Origin of the sequence: Methylobacterium sp. Leaf456 (genome assembly GCF_001425465.1) — a bacterium.
Lineage (GTDB): Bacteria > Pseudomonadota > Alphaproteobacteria > Rhizobiales > Beijerinckiaceae > Methylobacterium.
Genome location: NZ_LMQV01000041.1, coordinates 191454 through 205668 on the forward strand (window position 1 = coordinate 191454; position 14215 = coordinate 205668).

13 protein-coding genes are annotated in these 14215 nt (G+C 69.0%); 7 read left to right on the forward strand and 6 right to left on the reverse strand.

The annotated features are described in order from the left end of the window. Positions 1 to 35: 35 nt before the first annotated feature. Positions 36 to 2555, reverse strand: a complete 2520-nt coding sequence (locus tag ASG52_RS19520; protein WP_056246877.1) for a ligase-associated DNA damage response DEXH box helicase — start codon at positions 2553 to 2555, stop codon at positions 36 to 38. A gap of 40 nt (positions 2556 to 2595) precedes the next feature. After that, positions 2596 to 3546 (reverse strand): alpha/beta hydrolase, encoded by a 951-nt coding sequence (locus ASG52_RS19525; protein WP_056246879.1) that lies wholly within the window; start codon positions 3544 to 3546, stop codon positions 2596 to 2598. Between the two features lie 181 nt (positions 3547 to 3727). Between ASG52_RS19525 and ASG52_RS19530 the strand changes: the two genes are divergently transcribed. The 5 genes from ASG52_RS19530 to ASG52_RS19550 all read left to right on the forward strand — a co-directional run bounded on the left by ASG52_RS19530 (position 3728) and on the right by ASG52_RS19550 (position 8356). Further along, positions 3728 to 4081, forward strand: coding sequence for a DUF6460 domain-containing protein (locus ASG52_RS19530; protein ID WP_056246881.1), 354 nt, complete (start codon positions 3728 to 3730; stop codon positions 4079 to 4081). A gap of 247 nt (positions 4082 to 4328) precedes the next feature. Next, the gene (locus tag ASG52_RS19535; RefSeq protein ID WP_056246883.1) at positions 4329 to 5738 is read left to right on the forward strand and encodes a heterodisulfide reductase-related iron-sulfur binding cluster; all 1410 of its coding nucleotides are present in this window, start codon (positions 4329 to 4331) and stop codon (positions 5736 to 5738) included. A 115-nt stretch (positions 5739 to 5853) separates the two neighbouring features. Continuing rightward, positions 5854 to 6240, forward strand: a complete 387-nt coding sequence (locus ASG52_RS19540; protein ID WP_056246886.1) for a response regulator — start codon at positions 5854 to 5856, stop codon at positions 6238 to 6240. A 277-nt stretch (positions 6241 to 6517) separates the two neighbouring features. Beyond that, positions 6518 to 7813, forward strand: a complete 1296-nt coding sequence (locus ASG52_RS19545; RefSeq protein ID WP_056246888.1) for an O-acetylhomoserine aminocarboxypropyltransferase/cysteine synthase family protein — start codon at positions 6518 to 6520, stop codon at positions 7811 to 7813. Positions 7814 to 7816: 3 nt separating this feature from the next. Then, positions 7817 to 8356 carry a L,D-transpeptidase family protein gene (locus tag ASG52_RS19550; RefSeq protein ID WP_056246890.1) on the forward strand — a complete coding sequence of 180 codons (540 nt, stop codon included), beginning with the start codon at positions 7817 to 7819 and terminating at the stop codon, positions 8354 to 8356. Positions 8357 to 8537: 181 nt separating this feature from the next. Here the strand turns inward: ASG52_RS19550 and ASG52_RS19555 are convergent, their stop codons facing one another. Then, positions 8538 to 9404 carry a DUF6662 family protein gene (locus ASG52_RS19555; RefSeq protein ID WP_056246892.1) on the reverse strand — a complete coding sequence of 289 codons (867 nt, stop codon included), beginning with the start codon at positions 9402 to 9404 and terminating at the stop codon, positions 8538 to 8540. Between the two features lie 211 nt (positions 9405 to 9615). Between ASG52_RS19555 and ASG52_RS19560 the strand changes: the two genes are divergently transcribed. Then, positions 9616 to 10629, forward strand: a complete 1014-nt coding sequence (locus tag ASG52_RS19560) for a zinc-dependent alcohol dehydrogenase family protein (protein WP_056246895.1) — start codon at positions 9616 to 9618, stop codon at positions 10627 to 10629. On the opposite strand, the gene ASG52_RS19565 is transcribed toward ASG52_RS19560, so the two are convergent. Both ASG52_RS19565 and ASG52_RS19570 read right to left on the reverse strand, forming a co-directional pair. Further along, positions 10626 to 11354, reverse strand: coding sequence for an RNA methyltransferase (locus ASG52_RS19565; protein ID WP_056246897.1), 729 nt, complete (start codon positions 11352 to 11354; stop codon positions 10626 to 10628). The two genes, ASG52_RS19560 and ASG52_RS19565, sit on opposite strands and share 4 nt — an antisense overlap. A gap of 279 nt (positions 11355 to 11633) precedes the next feature. Further along, the gene (locus ASG52_RS19570) at positions 11634 to 12182 is read right to left on the reverse strand and encodes a formaldehyde-activating enzyme (protein WP_056246899.1); all 549 of its coding nucleotides are present in this window, start codon (positions 12180 to 12182) and stop codon (positions 11634 to 11636) included. Between the two features lie 327 nt (positions 12183 to 12509). Between ASG52_RS19570 and ASG52_RS19575 the strand changes: the two genes are divergently transcribed. Beyond that, positions 12510 to 13721: an NADP-dependent isocitrate dehydrogenase gene (locus ASG52_RS19575; protein WP_056246901.1), complete on the forward strand. Its 1212-nt coding sequence runs from the start codon at positions 12510 to 12512 to the stop codon at positions 13719 to 13721. A 168-nt stretch (positions 13722 to 13889) separates the two neighbouring features. On the opposite strand, the gene ASG52_RS19580 is transcribed toward ASG52_RS19575, so the two are convergent. Continuing rightward, positions 13890 to 14207, reverse strand: coding sequence for a hypothetical protein (locus tag ASG52_RS19580; protein ID WP_056246902.1), 318 nt, complete (start codon positions 14205 to 14207; stop codon positions 13890 to 13892). Positions 14208 to 14215: the final 8 nt, after the last annotated feature.

The following is a 14215-nucleotide window of genomic DNA, read 5'->3' on the forward strand; positions in this document are numbered from 1 at the left end:
GGTCGCATCCTCAAACGTGTCTGGAGGGGCGAGCCTCAGCCGAGCGCTTCTTCGAGCAAAGCGGCTTCGGCCTCGGCCAAGATGTCGTCGGCCCCCTCCCCGTAGACCCGCTCGCGCCCGATTTCGAGCATCACGGAGACGGAGAGCGGCGACACCCGGTCGAGGGATCGGTGAATGATTCGCCCCCGGATGCGCCTCAGCATCATGCCGAGGCGGGTCACGTCGAGGAGTCCGGTTGCCGCATCCTGCCGCGCGGCACGCAGGAGCAGGTGGTCGGGCTGGTGGCGGCGCAGCACGTCGTAGATCAGGTCGGTCGAGATCGTGACCTGCCGGCCGGTCTTCTTCTGGCCCGGAAACCGCCGCTCGATCAGCCCGGCGATCACTGCGCATTGGCGGAAGGTACGCTTCATCATGGCGGACTCGTCGAGCCACGCTTCGAGATCGTCGCCGAGCATGTCCTCGTCGAACAGGGCTTCCATGAAACCCGGCGAGAGGGCGATGCGCTCGCTCACGTCCTTCGTCATCCAGATCGCGATACCGTAATCGTTGGCGGCGAACCCGAGGGGACGCAGGCGGGCGCGCTCCAGCCGGCGGGTCAGCAGCATGCCGAGCGTCTGGTGGGCAAGCCGGCCCTCGAACGGGAAGGCGGTGAGGTAGAAGCGGCCCGAGCGCGGATAGGTCTCGACCAGCAAGTCGCGCTCGCCCGGCAGCACCGAGTGGCGGCGCTGCTGCGCGAGGTAGGTCGCAAGCTGCGGCGGCAGCCGGTCCCACTCGAACGGGTCGGCGATGATCGCCCGCACCCGCGCGGCCAGGAAGGTCGAGAGCGGGAATTTCGAGCCGGCGTAAGACGGTATCGCCGGATCGGTGCCGGGGCCGGCGCGGGTGGCCATGCACTCGTCCTCGGCCAGCCCCTCGAAGCGCAACACCTCGCCCGCGAACAGGAAGGTGTCACCTGGCGTCAGTGTCTCGCAAAAATCCTCCTCGATCTCGCCGAGCACCTTGCCGGTCTTCGGCAGAACAGTCCCCGGCTTGCCGCGCAGGTGGCGGGCGAGCCGGACCTTGACGTGGGTCGATTCGACGATGGTGCCGACATTCATGCGGTATTGCTGCGCCACCCGCGCATCCCGCACCCGCCACTTCCCGTCGGGCCCCTTGAGGATCTTGGCGAAGCGCTCGTAGGCGCGCAGCGCGTAGCCGCCGGTCGCCACGTAATCGACCACCGCCTCGAAATCCTCCCAAGTCAGGCTGGCGTAGGGGGCTGCGGAGACGATCTCGTCGTAGAGGTCGAGGGGGGCGAAGGCGTCGGCGCAGGCCATGCCGAGCACGTGCTGGGCCAGTACGTCGGGGGCGCCGAGCCGCGCGTCGGGCGTGTCCTGCGCGGCCTCCTCGACGGCGTCGAGGGCGGCGCGGCATTCCAGCATCTCGAAGCGGTTGCCCGGCACCAGATAGGCCTTGGACGGCTCGTCCATGCGGTGGTTGGCCCGGCCGATCCGCTGCATGATCCGGCTCGCCCCCTTCGGCGCGCCGACATTGACCACGAGATCGACATCGCCCCAATCGATGCCGAGATCGAGCGTCGCGGTGCAGACGATCGCCCGCAACTGCCCCGCCGCCATCGCGGCCTCGACCCGGCGACGCTGCGAGGCGTCCAGCGAACCGTGATGGAGGGCGATCGGCAGCGTGTCGTCGTTGAGGTGCCAGAGTTCCTGAAAGGTGTATTCGGCCTGGAGCCGCGTGTTGACGAAGACCAGCACCGTGCGGTGCGAGCGGATCAGGTCGTAGATCGCCGGCATGGCGTGCTTGGCGGTGTGGCCGGCGAGCGGAAGCGTGCGGCCGATGTCGAGCATATGCAGGTCGGCCTTGGCGCCGCCGGTGGCGACGACGAGGTCGGCCATGAGCACCGACGCCTCCCCTCCCCCCTCTGCGGGGGGAGGGTTGGTGGTCTGTGCCACCAAGTACTTCCGCAGTTCGTCCGGCTCCCGGACCGTCGCCGACAACCCGATCGCCCGCAGCCCCGGCGCCAGCCGCCGAAGCCGGGCCAGCGCCAGCGCCAGCAGATCACCCCGCTTCGAGGTGACGAGCGCGTGCAGCTCATCGAGCACCACCGTCCGCAAGCCGGCAAAAAACGCCTCCGCCTCGCGATGCGCCAGCAACAGCGAAAGCTGCTCTGGCGTGGTCAGCAGGATATCCGGCGGGCGGGCGATCTGGCGGGTGCGCTTGTGGGCGGGGGTGTCGCCGGTGCGGGTCTCGACCGTCACGGGCAAGCTCATCCCGGCAATCGGCGCGTCGAGGTTGCGGGCGATGTCGACGGCGAGCGCCTTGAGCGGCGAGACGTAGAGCGTGTGCAGCCCGCGCTTGCCTGAGCCCTTCTCGGACAGCTCGACGAGACTCGGCATGAAGCCCGCCAGCGTCTTGCCGGCGCCTGTCGGCGCAACGAGCAGCGCCGAGCGCCCGGCCCGCACCTTGCCCAGAAGTTCAAGCTGGTGCGGGCGCGGCTGCCAGCCGCGCTCGGTGAACCATGCGGAAAAGTGCGGCGGGAGATCGGAAGGGGGCACGCCGCTCAGGTAAGGCGCCGTGACCAGCCCGTCACCCGCGTCACGCCAGCGCCATCAGGAACCGGTCGATCAGCTCCAACGCCCGCTCGGTGAGTTGGCCCGGATAGCGCACGAAGACGTGGCACCCTCCGGCATAGACCGCGGTGTGCCCGCCGTTGCCGGCCGCCGCCCAGCGGGCCGACATGTAGAGCGTGTCGTCGAGGAGCGGGTCGGCGGTGCCCACGGTGAAGAGAGCGGGCGGCAGGCCCTTCAGCTCGGCGTAGAGCGGGGACACGTCGGGCCGGCGCCGGTCGATGCCGTCGCGGACGTAATCGTCGGCGAAGCGCTTGAGGTCGGTGCCGTTGATGACGAGGCGTTCCTCGCCCCACAGCCGCACGCTCGGGGTCAGGCCGAGATCGTAGAAGCCGGCATTGAGGTTGGCGCCGCGGAAGGCGCGGGTGAGCCCGTGCCGGTCGCGCAGGCGCAGGAGCACCATGACGGCCAGATGCGCGCCGACCGATTCCCCGCCGATGGTCAGCGCGGTGACGCCGAGTTCGGCCCGGCCGGGGCCGGCGAGCCAGACGGCGGCAGCCTCGCAATCCTCCAAAGCGGCCGGATAGGGATGCTCGGGCGCCAGCCGGTACTCGACCGAGAGGCAGACGAAGCCGCAGGCGTCGGCGATGCGCTCCAGCCACGGGTCCTGCTCGTCGGCCGCGCCCCAGACCCAGCCGCCGCGGTGGATATGGAGATAGGCGCCGCGCGCCTTCCCCTTCGGCCGGATGACGCGCAGCGCCAGCGGGCCGCCGGGCCCGTCGATGGTCAGGGTCTCGGCACGGGCGCTGCGCGGCATGGCCGGCGAGGCCTGGGTGCCCTGGCGGCGGCGGGCGCGCACGTCGGCGATCGGCAGCGACCACGGGTCGGGCTGCGCGGCATGGGCGGCCACGATCTCGGCGTTGAGCGCCTTGGTCTCCGGATCGATCGTCGCCGGGTCGAACAGGGCGTGGTCGATCATGGGCCTTTCTCGGGTTTACGTCAGAAGCAGCCCGCCATCTTGAGCGGAACGCGCCTCGGTGCCATCTGGCGGGAGCCGCGAATGCATCCAACGACGGATCGGGGCGCGCGGTTTCACACGGCTGTGGCGGCAGAGCAACGCTGCGACGGGCCGGCGGGTGGGATGTAAGGACCGGAACGGCATGATCGGCGATCACGACACGCGGCGCGGCCTGCCCCCGGGACCTAGCGGCTACGCCGACCCGCGCTACGGCGCCCCGCGCCACCGCTCGGCCCTCAACCGCTTCCTCGGCGGCTCGCCGATGGCGGTGGCGGTCAAGCTCTTGTTCCTGTCGGTGCTGGTCGGTGCCGTGATGGCGATGCTCGGGCTGACGCCGGGCCTGCTGTTCTGGCAGGGCTACGACCTTGTGCGGCAACTCATCGATCTCGGCTTCGACACCTTCCACGATTTCGGACGCTGGGTGCTGGCGGGCGCCGCGGTGGTGGTGCCGATCTGGCTCATCGCCCGGCTGCTCTCGACCTCGCGCGAGCGCTGAGTTTTTCTCCTCTCTCACCGTCATTCCGGATCGCCGTAGGCGAACCCGGAATCCACGACTGGCCGCGACGCATCATGGGTGGATTCCGGGTTCCGCTGCGCGGCCCCGGAATGACGCCGGAGGGTATGGCCAAGGGTGTGGCTTGGCCTGCGACGCGGAACCGATTGCAACGCGATCTGGTACGGTTCTAAGAACGACGCCCTAACTAGCCGCCAGCCTCAAAGAAAAATCAGACCGAGGACGCGCCGTGCAGACCAGCTTCTCCCCCGAGCAGCTCGCCGATCCCGCCATGGCGGCCTCGGAAAAGATCCTGCGCACCTGCGTGCATTGCGGCTTCTGCACCGCGACCTGCCCGACCTACCTGCTGCTGGGCGACGAACTCGATTCCCCGCGCGGACGAATCTACCTGATCAAGGACATGCTGGAGGGCGGCAAGGCGGCGACCCGCGAGGTAGTCAAGCATGTCGACCGCTGCCTGTCGTGCCTGTCCTGCATGACGACCTGCCCGTCGGGCGTGCATTACATGCACCTCGTCGATCACGCCCGCACCCACATCGAAAAAACCTACAAGCGCCCGCTCAGCGACCGGCTTCTGCGCGCAGTGCTGGCCTTCGTGCTGCCCTACCCGAACCGCTTCCGCCTTGCGCTGCTGGGCGCCAAGATCGGCGCCCCTTTGCGTCCGCTGGTCGCCAAGGTGCCGCGCGTCGGCAACCGGCTCGCGGCGATGCTCGACCTCGCTCCGGCCGAGCTGCCCAACCGCAACCCCTTCGACCGGCCGGGCGTGTTCCCCGCCGACACCTCGGCGCAGGAGGTCAGCGACCTGTTCCAGACCGGCCGCGATGCCGGCCCCGGAAAACGCCGCGGCCGGGTCGCGCTGCTGCGCGGCTGTGCGCAGAGCGTGCTGCGGCCGGACTTCAACGAGGCGGCGATCCGCCTGCTCAACCGCCACGGCGTCGAGGTGGTGCAGCCCAAGGGCGAGAGCTGCTGCGGAGCGCTGACCCACCACATGGGCAAGGAGCACTCTTCCCACGCCTTCGCCAAGCGCACCATCGACGCCTGGATCGCCGAGATTGATCGAGACGGCCTCGACGCGATCATCGTGACGGCCTCGGGCTGCGGCACGACGATCAAGGATTACGGCTTCATGTTCCGCGACGACCCGGCCTATGCCGAAAAGGCGAAGCGGGTGTCGTCGATCGCCCGGGACGTGACCGAGTACATGGCCGAGATCGGCCTGCTGCCGCCGGTGGAGGACACCGACCTCGTGGTGGCCTACCACTCCGCCTGCTCGATGCAGCACGGGCAGGCCATCCGCACCGAGCCGAAGACGCTGCTCAAGAAGGCCGGCTTCACCGTGAAGGACGTGCCAGAGGGGCACATCTGCTGCGGCTCGGCGGGCACCTACAACATCCTCCAGCCCGAGATCGCCGGGCGCCTGCGTGAGCGCAAGGTTGCCAACATCGAGCGGATGCAGCCCGATCTGATCGCCACCGGCAACATCGGCTGCGCCACGCAGATCGGGAAGGGCACGGACATCCCGATCGTCCACACCGTGGAACTGCTCGATTGGGCGACCGGCGGCCCCCGCCCCGAGGCGCTCGACCGGGTGCGGCCGGCCGGCGTTTCCACGCCTAAGCCCTTGGCCGTGCACGCCTGAGGCGGCGCGCGGCGCGGCGCATTCACTCAGGGATGGCGGGCAGGGTTTCCTTGACCTCGCTGCAGGTGCGAATTAGGCCGCAACCTCCCCCGGTCCGGAATCGTTTGCGTCCCTGATGACAGAAGAATCCGCAGCGCTCCCCGTCGTCCTCCTCGTCGAAGACGATGGCCTGTTGCTGATGGAGGCCTCGGACACGCTCGCCGAGGCCGGCTTCGACGTGTTGGAGGCGCCCCACGCCGACAAGGCGCTGGCCGTCCTCAAGGACCGGCCGGACGTCGAGATCCTGATGACCGACGTCGACATGCCGATGGGCTCGATGGACGGCTTCGCCCTGGCCCGCGTCGTCGCCCATCGCTGGCCGGAGATTCCGGTTCTGATCGTCTCCGGCATGGGCACGCCCGGCCCCGGCGACATGCCGGACGGTGCGCGGTTCATTCCCAAGCCCTACGCGCCGCACATGCTGGTGCGGACGCTGAAGGCCTGCCTCAAACGCGCAGCCTGATTTTCTGACGGATACAAATCACCGTCATTCCGGGGCCGCGCAGCGGAACCCGGAATCCACCCGTGATGCGCGGTGCCCGGCCGCAGTCGAACCGTCGCGGCCAGTCGTGGATTCCGGGTTCGCCTGCGGCGCCCCGGAATGACGTTGCGGTGAATCGAAGGGCACATAGACCCGCGGCGACGGCTATCGCCGCAGCCCTGCCTCCGCACCACCGGGGTTTCACCGAACCGCGTTTCACGGCAGAAGACCGGCCACACCGCGATTGTCAGGTCGAACCATGAGCCCGGAGCCCAAGTCCTACCGTTTCGCCACGCAGGCGGTCCATGCCGGGGCCGCCCCCGATCCCGCCACGGGCGCGCGGGCGCAGCCGATCTACTTCACCAACGGCTTCGTGTTCGATTCGACGGAGCAGGCCGCCGACATCTTCGCCATGCGTAAGACCGGCTTCTCCTATTCCCGCGGCTCGAACCCCACGGTCGCCGCTTTGGAGCGCCGGGTCGCCGCGCTGGAGGGTGCGAAAGCCGCGGTGGCGGTCTCGTCCGGCCAGTCGGCCGTGCTCCTCGTGATGATGACGCTGATGCAGTCGGGCGACGCCTACGTCGCCTCGCCGCGCCTGTTCGGCGGCTCGCTCGGCCTGATGCGCCGACTTGAGGGCCGCTACGACCTCACCCCGCACTTCGCCGCCGACCTGACGCCCGAGGCGTTCGAGGCCGCGATCACGCCGGACACGAAGGCGATCATCTGCGAGTCGATCGTCAATCCCTGCGCCACCGTGATGGACATCGAGGGGATCGCGGCGGTCGCGAAGAAGCACGGCCTGCCGCTCGTCATCGACAACACGCTGGCCTCGCCGGCCCTCATCCGCCCGATCGAGTACGGCGCCGACATCGTCGTCCACTCGACCTCGAAGTTCCTGGGCGGCTCGGGGCAGGTGATCGGCGGCATGATCTGCGACGCCGGCACCTTCGATTGGGCCTCGAAGGGCTCGCGCTACAACCTAATCAACGATCCCTGGCCCGACTACGACGGCCTGATCGTCAGCGAGCGCTTTCCGGACATCTCCTTCGGGGTCGCCTGCCGGTTGTTCGGCCTGCGCGATCTCGGCCCCGGCCTGTCGCCGATGAACGCGTTCCTGACGCTCACCGGCATCGAGACCTTGCCGCTGCGCATGGCGCGCCACTGCGCCAACGCGAAACAGATCGCCGCCTATCTCCACGATCATTCCGCGGTGGAATGGGTGAGCTACCCGGCCCTGCCGGGTCAGCCCGGCGAGGCGCTCGCCAACCGCTACTGCCCGCAGGGGCCGGGCTCGATCTTCACCTTCGCGCTCAAGGGCGGCGAGCCGGCGGCGCTGAAGTTCATCGCCGCGCTCGAACTGGTCTCGCACCTCGTCAACATCGGCGAGATCAAGACGCTGGCGATCCACCCGGCCACAACCACCCATCGCCAGCTGCGCCCCGAGGAGCGCGCGGCGGCTTGCGTCGGCCCGGAGACGGTGCGCCTGTCGATCGGTCTCGAAGACCCCGAGGATCTGATCGCCGACATCGAGCAGGCGCTGGCCAAGGTCGCCTGAGCCATGCGCCGACGCCTCCTCGCCGTTCTCGCCCTCCTCGGGCTCGGCGCGGGCGGCGTCGTGGCCGCCGACTATCTTCAGATCGGCCGCACCGAGCCGCCGCTGGTGCCGGAGCCCGAGCGGGCCGACCGCATCCTCGTGGAAAAGGCGGCCCGCCGCCTGACGCTCCTGCGCGGCGAGACCGTGCTCGCCACCTATCCGGTCTCGCTCGGCTTCACGCCCGAGGGCCACAAGACCCGCGAGGGGGACGGGCGCACGCCGGAAGGCACCTACGCGATCGCGTATCGCAACCCGCGGAGCGTCGCCCACCTCTCGCTCAAGGTCTCCTACCCCTCCCCCGCCGACGCGGCGGCGGCGCAGGCCCGCGGCGAGCCGCCGGGCGGCGACATCATGATCCACGGCCTGATGAACGGCTTCTCCTGGGCCGGCCGGCTGCACCGGATGATGGATTGGACGCAGGGCTGCGTCGGCGTGACCAACGCCGAGATGCGAGAAATTTATGCGCGGGTGGATGCCGGGACGCCGATCGAGATCAGGCCATGAAGCGTTCGGGCCCCTTAGCCCGGCGCCTCTCACTCATCCCCCCTTCCTGAGGTGCGCAGCGAAGCGGAGCCTCGAAGGTGGAGCTCCAGGGATCGCGCGATACGCTGAAGCCCTCCTTCGAGGCCGCTGATGCGGCGGCCCAGGATGAGGGGGTTGGGTCGGATGAGCCCGTCACCGGCTCTCAGAAATGCGTGCCGATCCGTAGCCGCACCTGATGCCGGTCGAAGTTCGTCAGGTCGCGGTCCTCGCCCGTTCGCGCCTCGCTGCCCCCCACTTGCGTCCCCCAAGTGAACGACACCCAGGTCTCCTCGGTCAGCTCCTTGTAGAAGGTCGGCCCGAGATACACCGCCTGCCCGGCGAAGCGGTCGAGACCCAGGCCGGAATAGGCGCGGAGATACCGGGCCTCCAGGCCGAGGAAGAGGCCTGGCCCGAAGCGCTTGGCTACGGCGCCCGAGACTTCGAGGTTCGACGCTTGCTGGTCGCCCGCGATCCCGTCGAGCCGTGAGCGGCCGAGCGCGTAGACCACGTTGAGCCCGGCCACGACTTCGCCCGGCACGATCTCCCGGTCCATCAGCAGGCCGGCCTCGACCGAGAGGCCGCGGGCGCCGAGCCCCGTCGCCGCGTCGAGGCGGCTCGCGCCGATGACCGTGTTTAGGGTCAGCCCGAACGGCGCCTCGTCACGGGTTAAGATCCGCGCCCGCGTCTCGACGAAGCCGCCGGCCAGCGCCGCCACCTCGCGGTCGTCGAGGCCCGGCACGTTGCGCATGGTGTAGCCCGCGAAGGCGAGGCCGGGCGCGAGGCGGAAGCGGTCGCTCAGCGGCACCTTCAGCACCAGGGCGGAATCGACCGCGCGGAACGCGCCGCCGCGCTTGCCCAGCCGGGCCGTGGTCTCGGATTCCAACTCCTTCTCCGGCGGCGCGCCGATGTCCGAGCCTTCGGTGAAGCCGAACAGGTGCTCGGTGTCGATGCCATGGTCCGATGCTAGGGCCGTGGCGGCGAGCAGCAAGGCCGCGAGCGTCGTTGCGAACCAGGGGAGGAGGCGCTTCACGGCAGGCTCTCATCGATCAATATGCATGATGCTATACCTAATAGATTGAGCGCAAACGTACAGTCAAGGCTGATCCTGGCTGTCCCTTACCCCTGGCGACGCCGGGCAAGGGATGAGAATCGGGCCCGTTAGCCGAGACCAGCGCGTAAAAGGTCGCTTTGGGGCGGCCTCTCCCCATATGCGGACGCGACGCAACTACGGAGAACGCTCGATGCGCGCCTACGAGATGTCCGCCGCCAAGGGGCTCGACAGCTGGAGCCTCACCGAGCGCGAAAAGCCCGAGCCGGGGCGCGGGCGGGTGCTGGTGCGGATGCGCGCCGCCGCGCTCAACTACCGAGACCTTCTGATCGCCCAGAACCGCTATCCGTTCGCGGTCAACCTCGACCGGCTGATCCCGGTCTCGGACGGGGCCGGCGAGGTCGTCGCCGTCGGTGAGGGCGTGCGTCGGTTCCAGGGCGGCGAGCGGGTCGCCGGCATCTTCTCGCAGAGCTGGCTCGGCGGCGCGCAGGTCGAGGACATGTGGCACACGGCGCTCGGCGGCGCGATCGACGGCGTCCTGGCCGAGTATGGGGTGTTCGACGCCGACGGCCTCGTGCGCCTGCCCGACCACTTGAGCTTCGAGGAGGGCGCCACCCTACCCTGCGCTGCCGTGACCGCCTGGAACGCGTTGTACGGCTGCAAGCCGCTCAAGGCCGGGGAGACCGTGCTTGCGCTCGGCACCGGCGGCGTCTCGGTGTTCGCGATCCAGCTCGCGCGGGCCGCAGGCGCGCGGGTGATCGCGACCTCATCAAGCGACGCCAAGCTGGAGCGGGCGATGGCGCTCGGCGCCCACGAGACCGTCAACTACCGCAGCCATCCCGAATGGGAGCGCGAGGTGCGCCGCCTGACCGACGGCGCGGGCGTCGATCATGTGGTGGAGGTCGGCGGCACCGGCACGCTGCCGCGCTCCATCGCCTCGACCCGCCCCGGCGGCCATATCGGGCTGATCGGCCTGTTGGCGGAGGGCGAGGCGATCGACCCGTTGGCGATTCTGGGCGCGAGCTGCCTCGTGCGTGGCGTCGCGGTCGGCTCGCGGGAGATGTTCGAGGCCATGAACCGGGTGATCGCGCTGCACGGGATCAAGCCGGTGATCGATACGTCCTTCGCCTTCGAGGAGGCGCCCGCCGCTCTAGCGGCGCTCGCCGAGGCCAGCCATGTCGGCAAGATCGTGATCCGGATCGACTAATCCGTCTCGCCGCGGGGTTTCAGCGCACGCAGGGCCCCGCGGAACGTGCGTACGTCCTGCTCGGTCAGGCTCATGCGGTGAAGCATGTCGCGCATGTTGCGGGCGATGATCTCGCGCTTTTCCGGCGGGTAGAACCCGGCCCACCCCAGCGTCGCCTCCAGGCTGGCGAACAGCGACAGCAACGCCTCCCGCGTCGCGGGGGGCGACAGCATCTCGCCGGAGAACCGCAGGGTGGCGAGGCCTGCGGAGCGGCGCCACTCGTAGCCCATCAGCAGCACGGCCTGGGCGAGGTTGAGCGAGGGGAACTCCTCCGTCACCGGAAAGGTCACGATGGCGTCGGCCAGCGACACCTCGTCGTTCGTGAGCCCGACCCGCTCGCGCCCGAACATCAGCCCGATCCGTTCACCTTGCCCGATCCGTCCGGCGACCTCGGCCATGGCGGGCTCGGGCGCGAAGACGCGCTTCATCTGCCCGCGCTCGCGCGCCGTGGTGGCGAACAGGGCGTGCAGGTCGGCAATCGCCTCGGGGAGCGTGGCGTAGACTTTTGCGCCATCGAGCACGTGCGTGGCGCCCGAGGCCGCCTCGCGCACGCCCTTCTTCGGCCAGCCGTTTTTGGGCGCGACCAACCGCAACTCGGACAGCCCGAAATTCGCCATGGCGCGGGCGGTCATGCCGATGTTCTCGGCCAGTTGCGGCTCGACCAGGATGACGATGGGGGCGGTCATGGGGATCGTTGGCGCGTCGGGTTCGGAGGCGATGCGCGCGTGATGTCATCAATCCGCGGCGAGGGCCATGCAGTCGGTGCCGTCACGGAATGTCTTCGATACGACGGTCGTCATTCCGAGGCGCCGAAGGCGAACCCGGAATCCATGACTGGCCGCATCAGTTGGTACAGCGGCGCAACGCGAGTGGATTCCGGGTTCCGCTGCGCGGCCCCGGAATGATGGCGTGTATCGAAGGCAGCGCGCCGCCAGCGAAGCCGGCGGCGCAAACTCCCAAAAAAATCAGATCTTCCCGTCGAGGCCCATCTGGTAATACTTGTGGACGATCTTGTCCTGGTTCTCCAGAAGCCAGTCGATCGACGGCTCGTTGGTCATGGCCTTGCGGATCGCCTCGGTCATGCCCCGGCGCTGGATGTCGAACAGCGCCTTGTGGTCGATGTTCTGGTCCTGGATGATGCCGGGGCTGAGCCAGACCGAGCAGATGATGCCGAGGTCGTTGGCCTTCTCCTTGGGGATGTAGCCGGCGCGCACGGCGTCGAGCACGCCGTTGGCGATGGCGTACTGCACCGTGCCCATCAGGATCGAGGTGTACTTGTTCTCGGTCACGCTCACCTTGGAGACGCACAGCGTCACCGGGCGGACCATGATGTCGGTGTTCAGGAGCGCGAACACGCGGGAATGGCCGACCACCTGATCGCCGGTAAGCGTGGCGAGCGCGGTGCCGACCGGCCCGTCGAGCTCGCCGATGATGACCTCGGGCTCGGCGGCGGTGTTGGGCGGGCCGCCCGCGACGAGGGCTTCGCCGGCGCGCAGGATGATGCGGTCGCTCATGGTGTCTCCTTAAGGTCTTGATCCGGCGCGGTTCGTCGCAGCGCCGGGCCGGTTTGTCCAGGCCGGGTAAGGCGATGCGGCCCCATGCGCTTGTCCGGGAGCGACACCCGTTTGACCCGTCCCACCCGAACTGGCGCGGTTCTCGCCTGCGCGGGCTCTGTCGCCGGCCAAGCGGGGCGGTGACAGAATCGCGCGTCCGAAACAGGCGCCCGCAGCCCGGCTTTGTCGTGTTGGTGCGCTGCGTTATAGGGGCGGCGACGCGGTTTCGGGACACGTGCGGGACGGCAACCGGCCGAGCGCGCGGCACCGGATCACTGAGGGACCGACATGGCGAAGATCAAGGTGGCCAATCCGGTCGTCGAGCTCGACGGCGACGAGATGACCCGGATCATCTGGGCGGAGATCAAGAACAAGCTCATCCACCCCTACCTCGATCTCGATCTCGATTATTACGATCTCGGCGTCGAGCACCGCGACGCGACCGGCGACAAGGTCACGGTCGATGCGGCGGAGGCGATCAAGCGCCACGGCGTCGGCGTGAAATGCGCCACGATCACGCCGGACGAGGCCCGCGTCGAGGAGTTCAAGCTGCGTGAGATGTGGCGCTCGCCCAACGGCACGATCCGCAACATCCTCGGCGGCGTGATCTTCCGCGAGCCAATCATCTGCTCGAACGTGCCGCGCCTCGTGCCCGGCTGGACCCAGCCCTTCGTCATCGGCCGCCACGCCTACGGCGACCAGTACCGCGCCACCGACTTCAAGGTGCCGGGCAAGGGCCGGCTGACGATCAAGTTCGAGGGCGACGACGGCACCGTCATCGAGAAGGAGGTGTTCAAGTTCCCGGACGCCGGCGTCGCGATGTCGATGTACAACCTCGACCAGTCGATCATCGACTTCGCCCGCGCGTCGTTCAACTACGGCCTCGCGCGCAAGTACCCGGTCTACCTGTCCACAAAGAACACCATCCTCAAGGTCTACGACGGGCGCTTCAAGGATCTGTTCCAGAAGGTGTTCGACGAGGAGTTCAAGTCGAAGTTCCAGTCGCTCGGGCTCGTCTACGAGCACCGCCTGATCGACGATATGGTGGCCTCGTGCCTGAAGTGGTCGGGCGGCTACGTCTGGGCGTGCAAGAACTATGACGGCGACGTGCAGTCGGACACGGCGGCGCAGGGCTTCGGCTCGCTCGGCCTGATGACCTCGGTGCTGATGACGCCGGACGGCCAGACCGTGGAGGCCGAGGCCGCCCACGGCACGGTGACGCGCCACTACCGCGAGCACCAGAAGGGCAAGGCGACCTCGACCAACTCGATCGCCTCGATCTTCGCCTGGACCCGCGGCCTGTCGCACCGGGCCAAGCTCGACGACAACGGCGATCTGGCGAAGTTCTCCGCGACCCTGGAGAAGGTCTGTGTAGACACCGTCGAGGCCGGCCACATGACGAAGGATCTGGCGCTGCTCGTCGGCCCGGACCAGAAGTGGCTCACCACCGACGGCTTCCTCGACAAGGTCGATGAGAACCTGAAGGCCGCGATGGCGTAAGCGCTGCTGGTGGGCACCCTCTCCCCTCTGCGGGAGCGGGTGCCCGCGAAGCGGGCGGGTGAGGGGCCGGCTCGGTATCGTCCGGAAGCGTCGCTTCCCTCTCCCGCCCCTCTCTGACGCGAGGGCCACCCTCCCCCGCAGTGGGGGGAGGGTTTTGCGACGGCGCATTCAGCCTGCCGTCTTCGCCGCGTTGCGCTTGCGCGTCTCGGCCGCTTTCTTCGCCGAGGCCGAGCGCTGTTCGGGCGTGCGCGAGGTGGAGGCCGTGCCGCCGGTCCGGCCGCCCTTGTGGGCCGCGGGATGGCCGGTCGCCTTGCCCCGGCCGGAGCCGCCAGGCTTCTTGCCGCCGCCGTCGTCCTTGTTGACTGTGGCCCAGGCGCGGGCTTCCGCTTCTGGTTCCGGCACGCCGCGGGCCTCGTAGGATTCGGCGATGTGCTCGGCCTTGCGGACCTGCTTGTCCGTGTATTTCGACTTGTCGCCGCGGGCCATCCGACTCA

What these genes read in the sequence shown, in the direction of transcription:
- ASG52_RS19530 (WP_056246881.1), top strand. Translation starts at nt 3,728, where the DNA reads ATGATCGGCGATCACGACACGCGGCGCGGCCTGCCCCCGGGACCTAGC.
- ASG52_RS19575 (WP_056246901.1), top strand. Translation starts at nt 12,510, where the DNA reads ATGGCGAAGATCAAGGTGGCCAATCCGGTCGTCGAGCTCGACGGCGAC.
- ASG52_RS19525 (WP_056246879.1), bottom strand. Translation starts at nt 3,546, where the DNA reads ATGATCGACCACGCCCTGTTCGACCCGGCGACGATCGATCCGGAGACC.
- ASG52_RS19565 (WP_056246897.1), bottom strand. Translation starts at nt 11,354, where the DNA reads ATGACCGCCCCCATCGTCATCCTGGTCGAGCCGCAACTGGCCGAGAAC.
- ASG52_RS19550 (WP_056246890.1), top strand. Translation starts at nt 7,817, where the DNA reads ATGCGCCGACGCCTCCTCGCCGTTCTCGCCCTCCTCGGGCTCGGCGCG.
- ASG52_RS19540 (WP_056246886.1), top strand. Translation starts at nt 5,854, where the DNA reads ATGACAGAAGAATCCGCAGCGCTCCCCGTCGTCCTCCTCGTCGAAGAC.
- ASG52_RS19580 (WP_056246902.1), bottom strand. Translation starts at nt 14,207, where the DNA reads ATGGCCCGCGGCGACAAGTCGAAATACACGGACAAGCAGGTCCGCAAG.
- ASG52_RS19560 (WP_056246895.1), top strand. Translation starts at nt 9,616, where the DNA reads ATGCGCGCCTACGAGATGTCCGCCGCCAAGGGGCTCGACAGCTGGAGC.
- ASG52_RS19545 (WP_056246888.1), top strand. Translation starts at nt 6,518, where the DNA reads ATGAGCCCGGAGCCCAAGTCCTACCGTTTCGCCACGCAGGCGGTCCAT.
- ASG52_RS19570 (WP_056246899.1), bottom strand. Translation starts at nt 12,182, where the DNA reads ATGAGCGACCGCATCATCCTGCGCGCCGGCGAAGCCCTCGTCGCGGGC.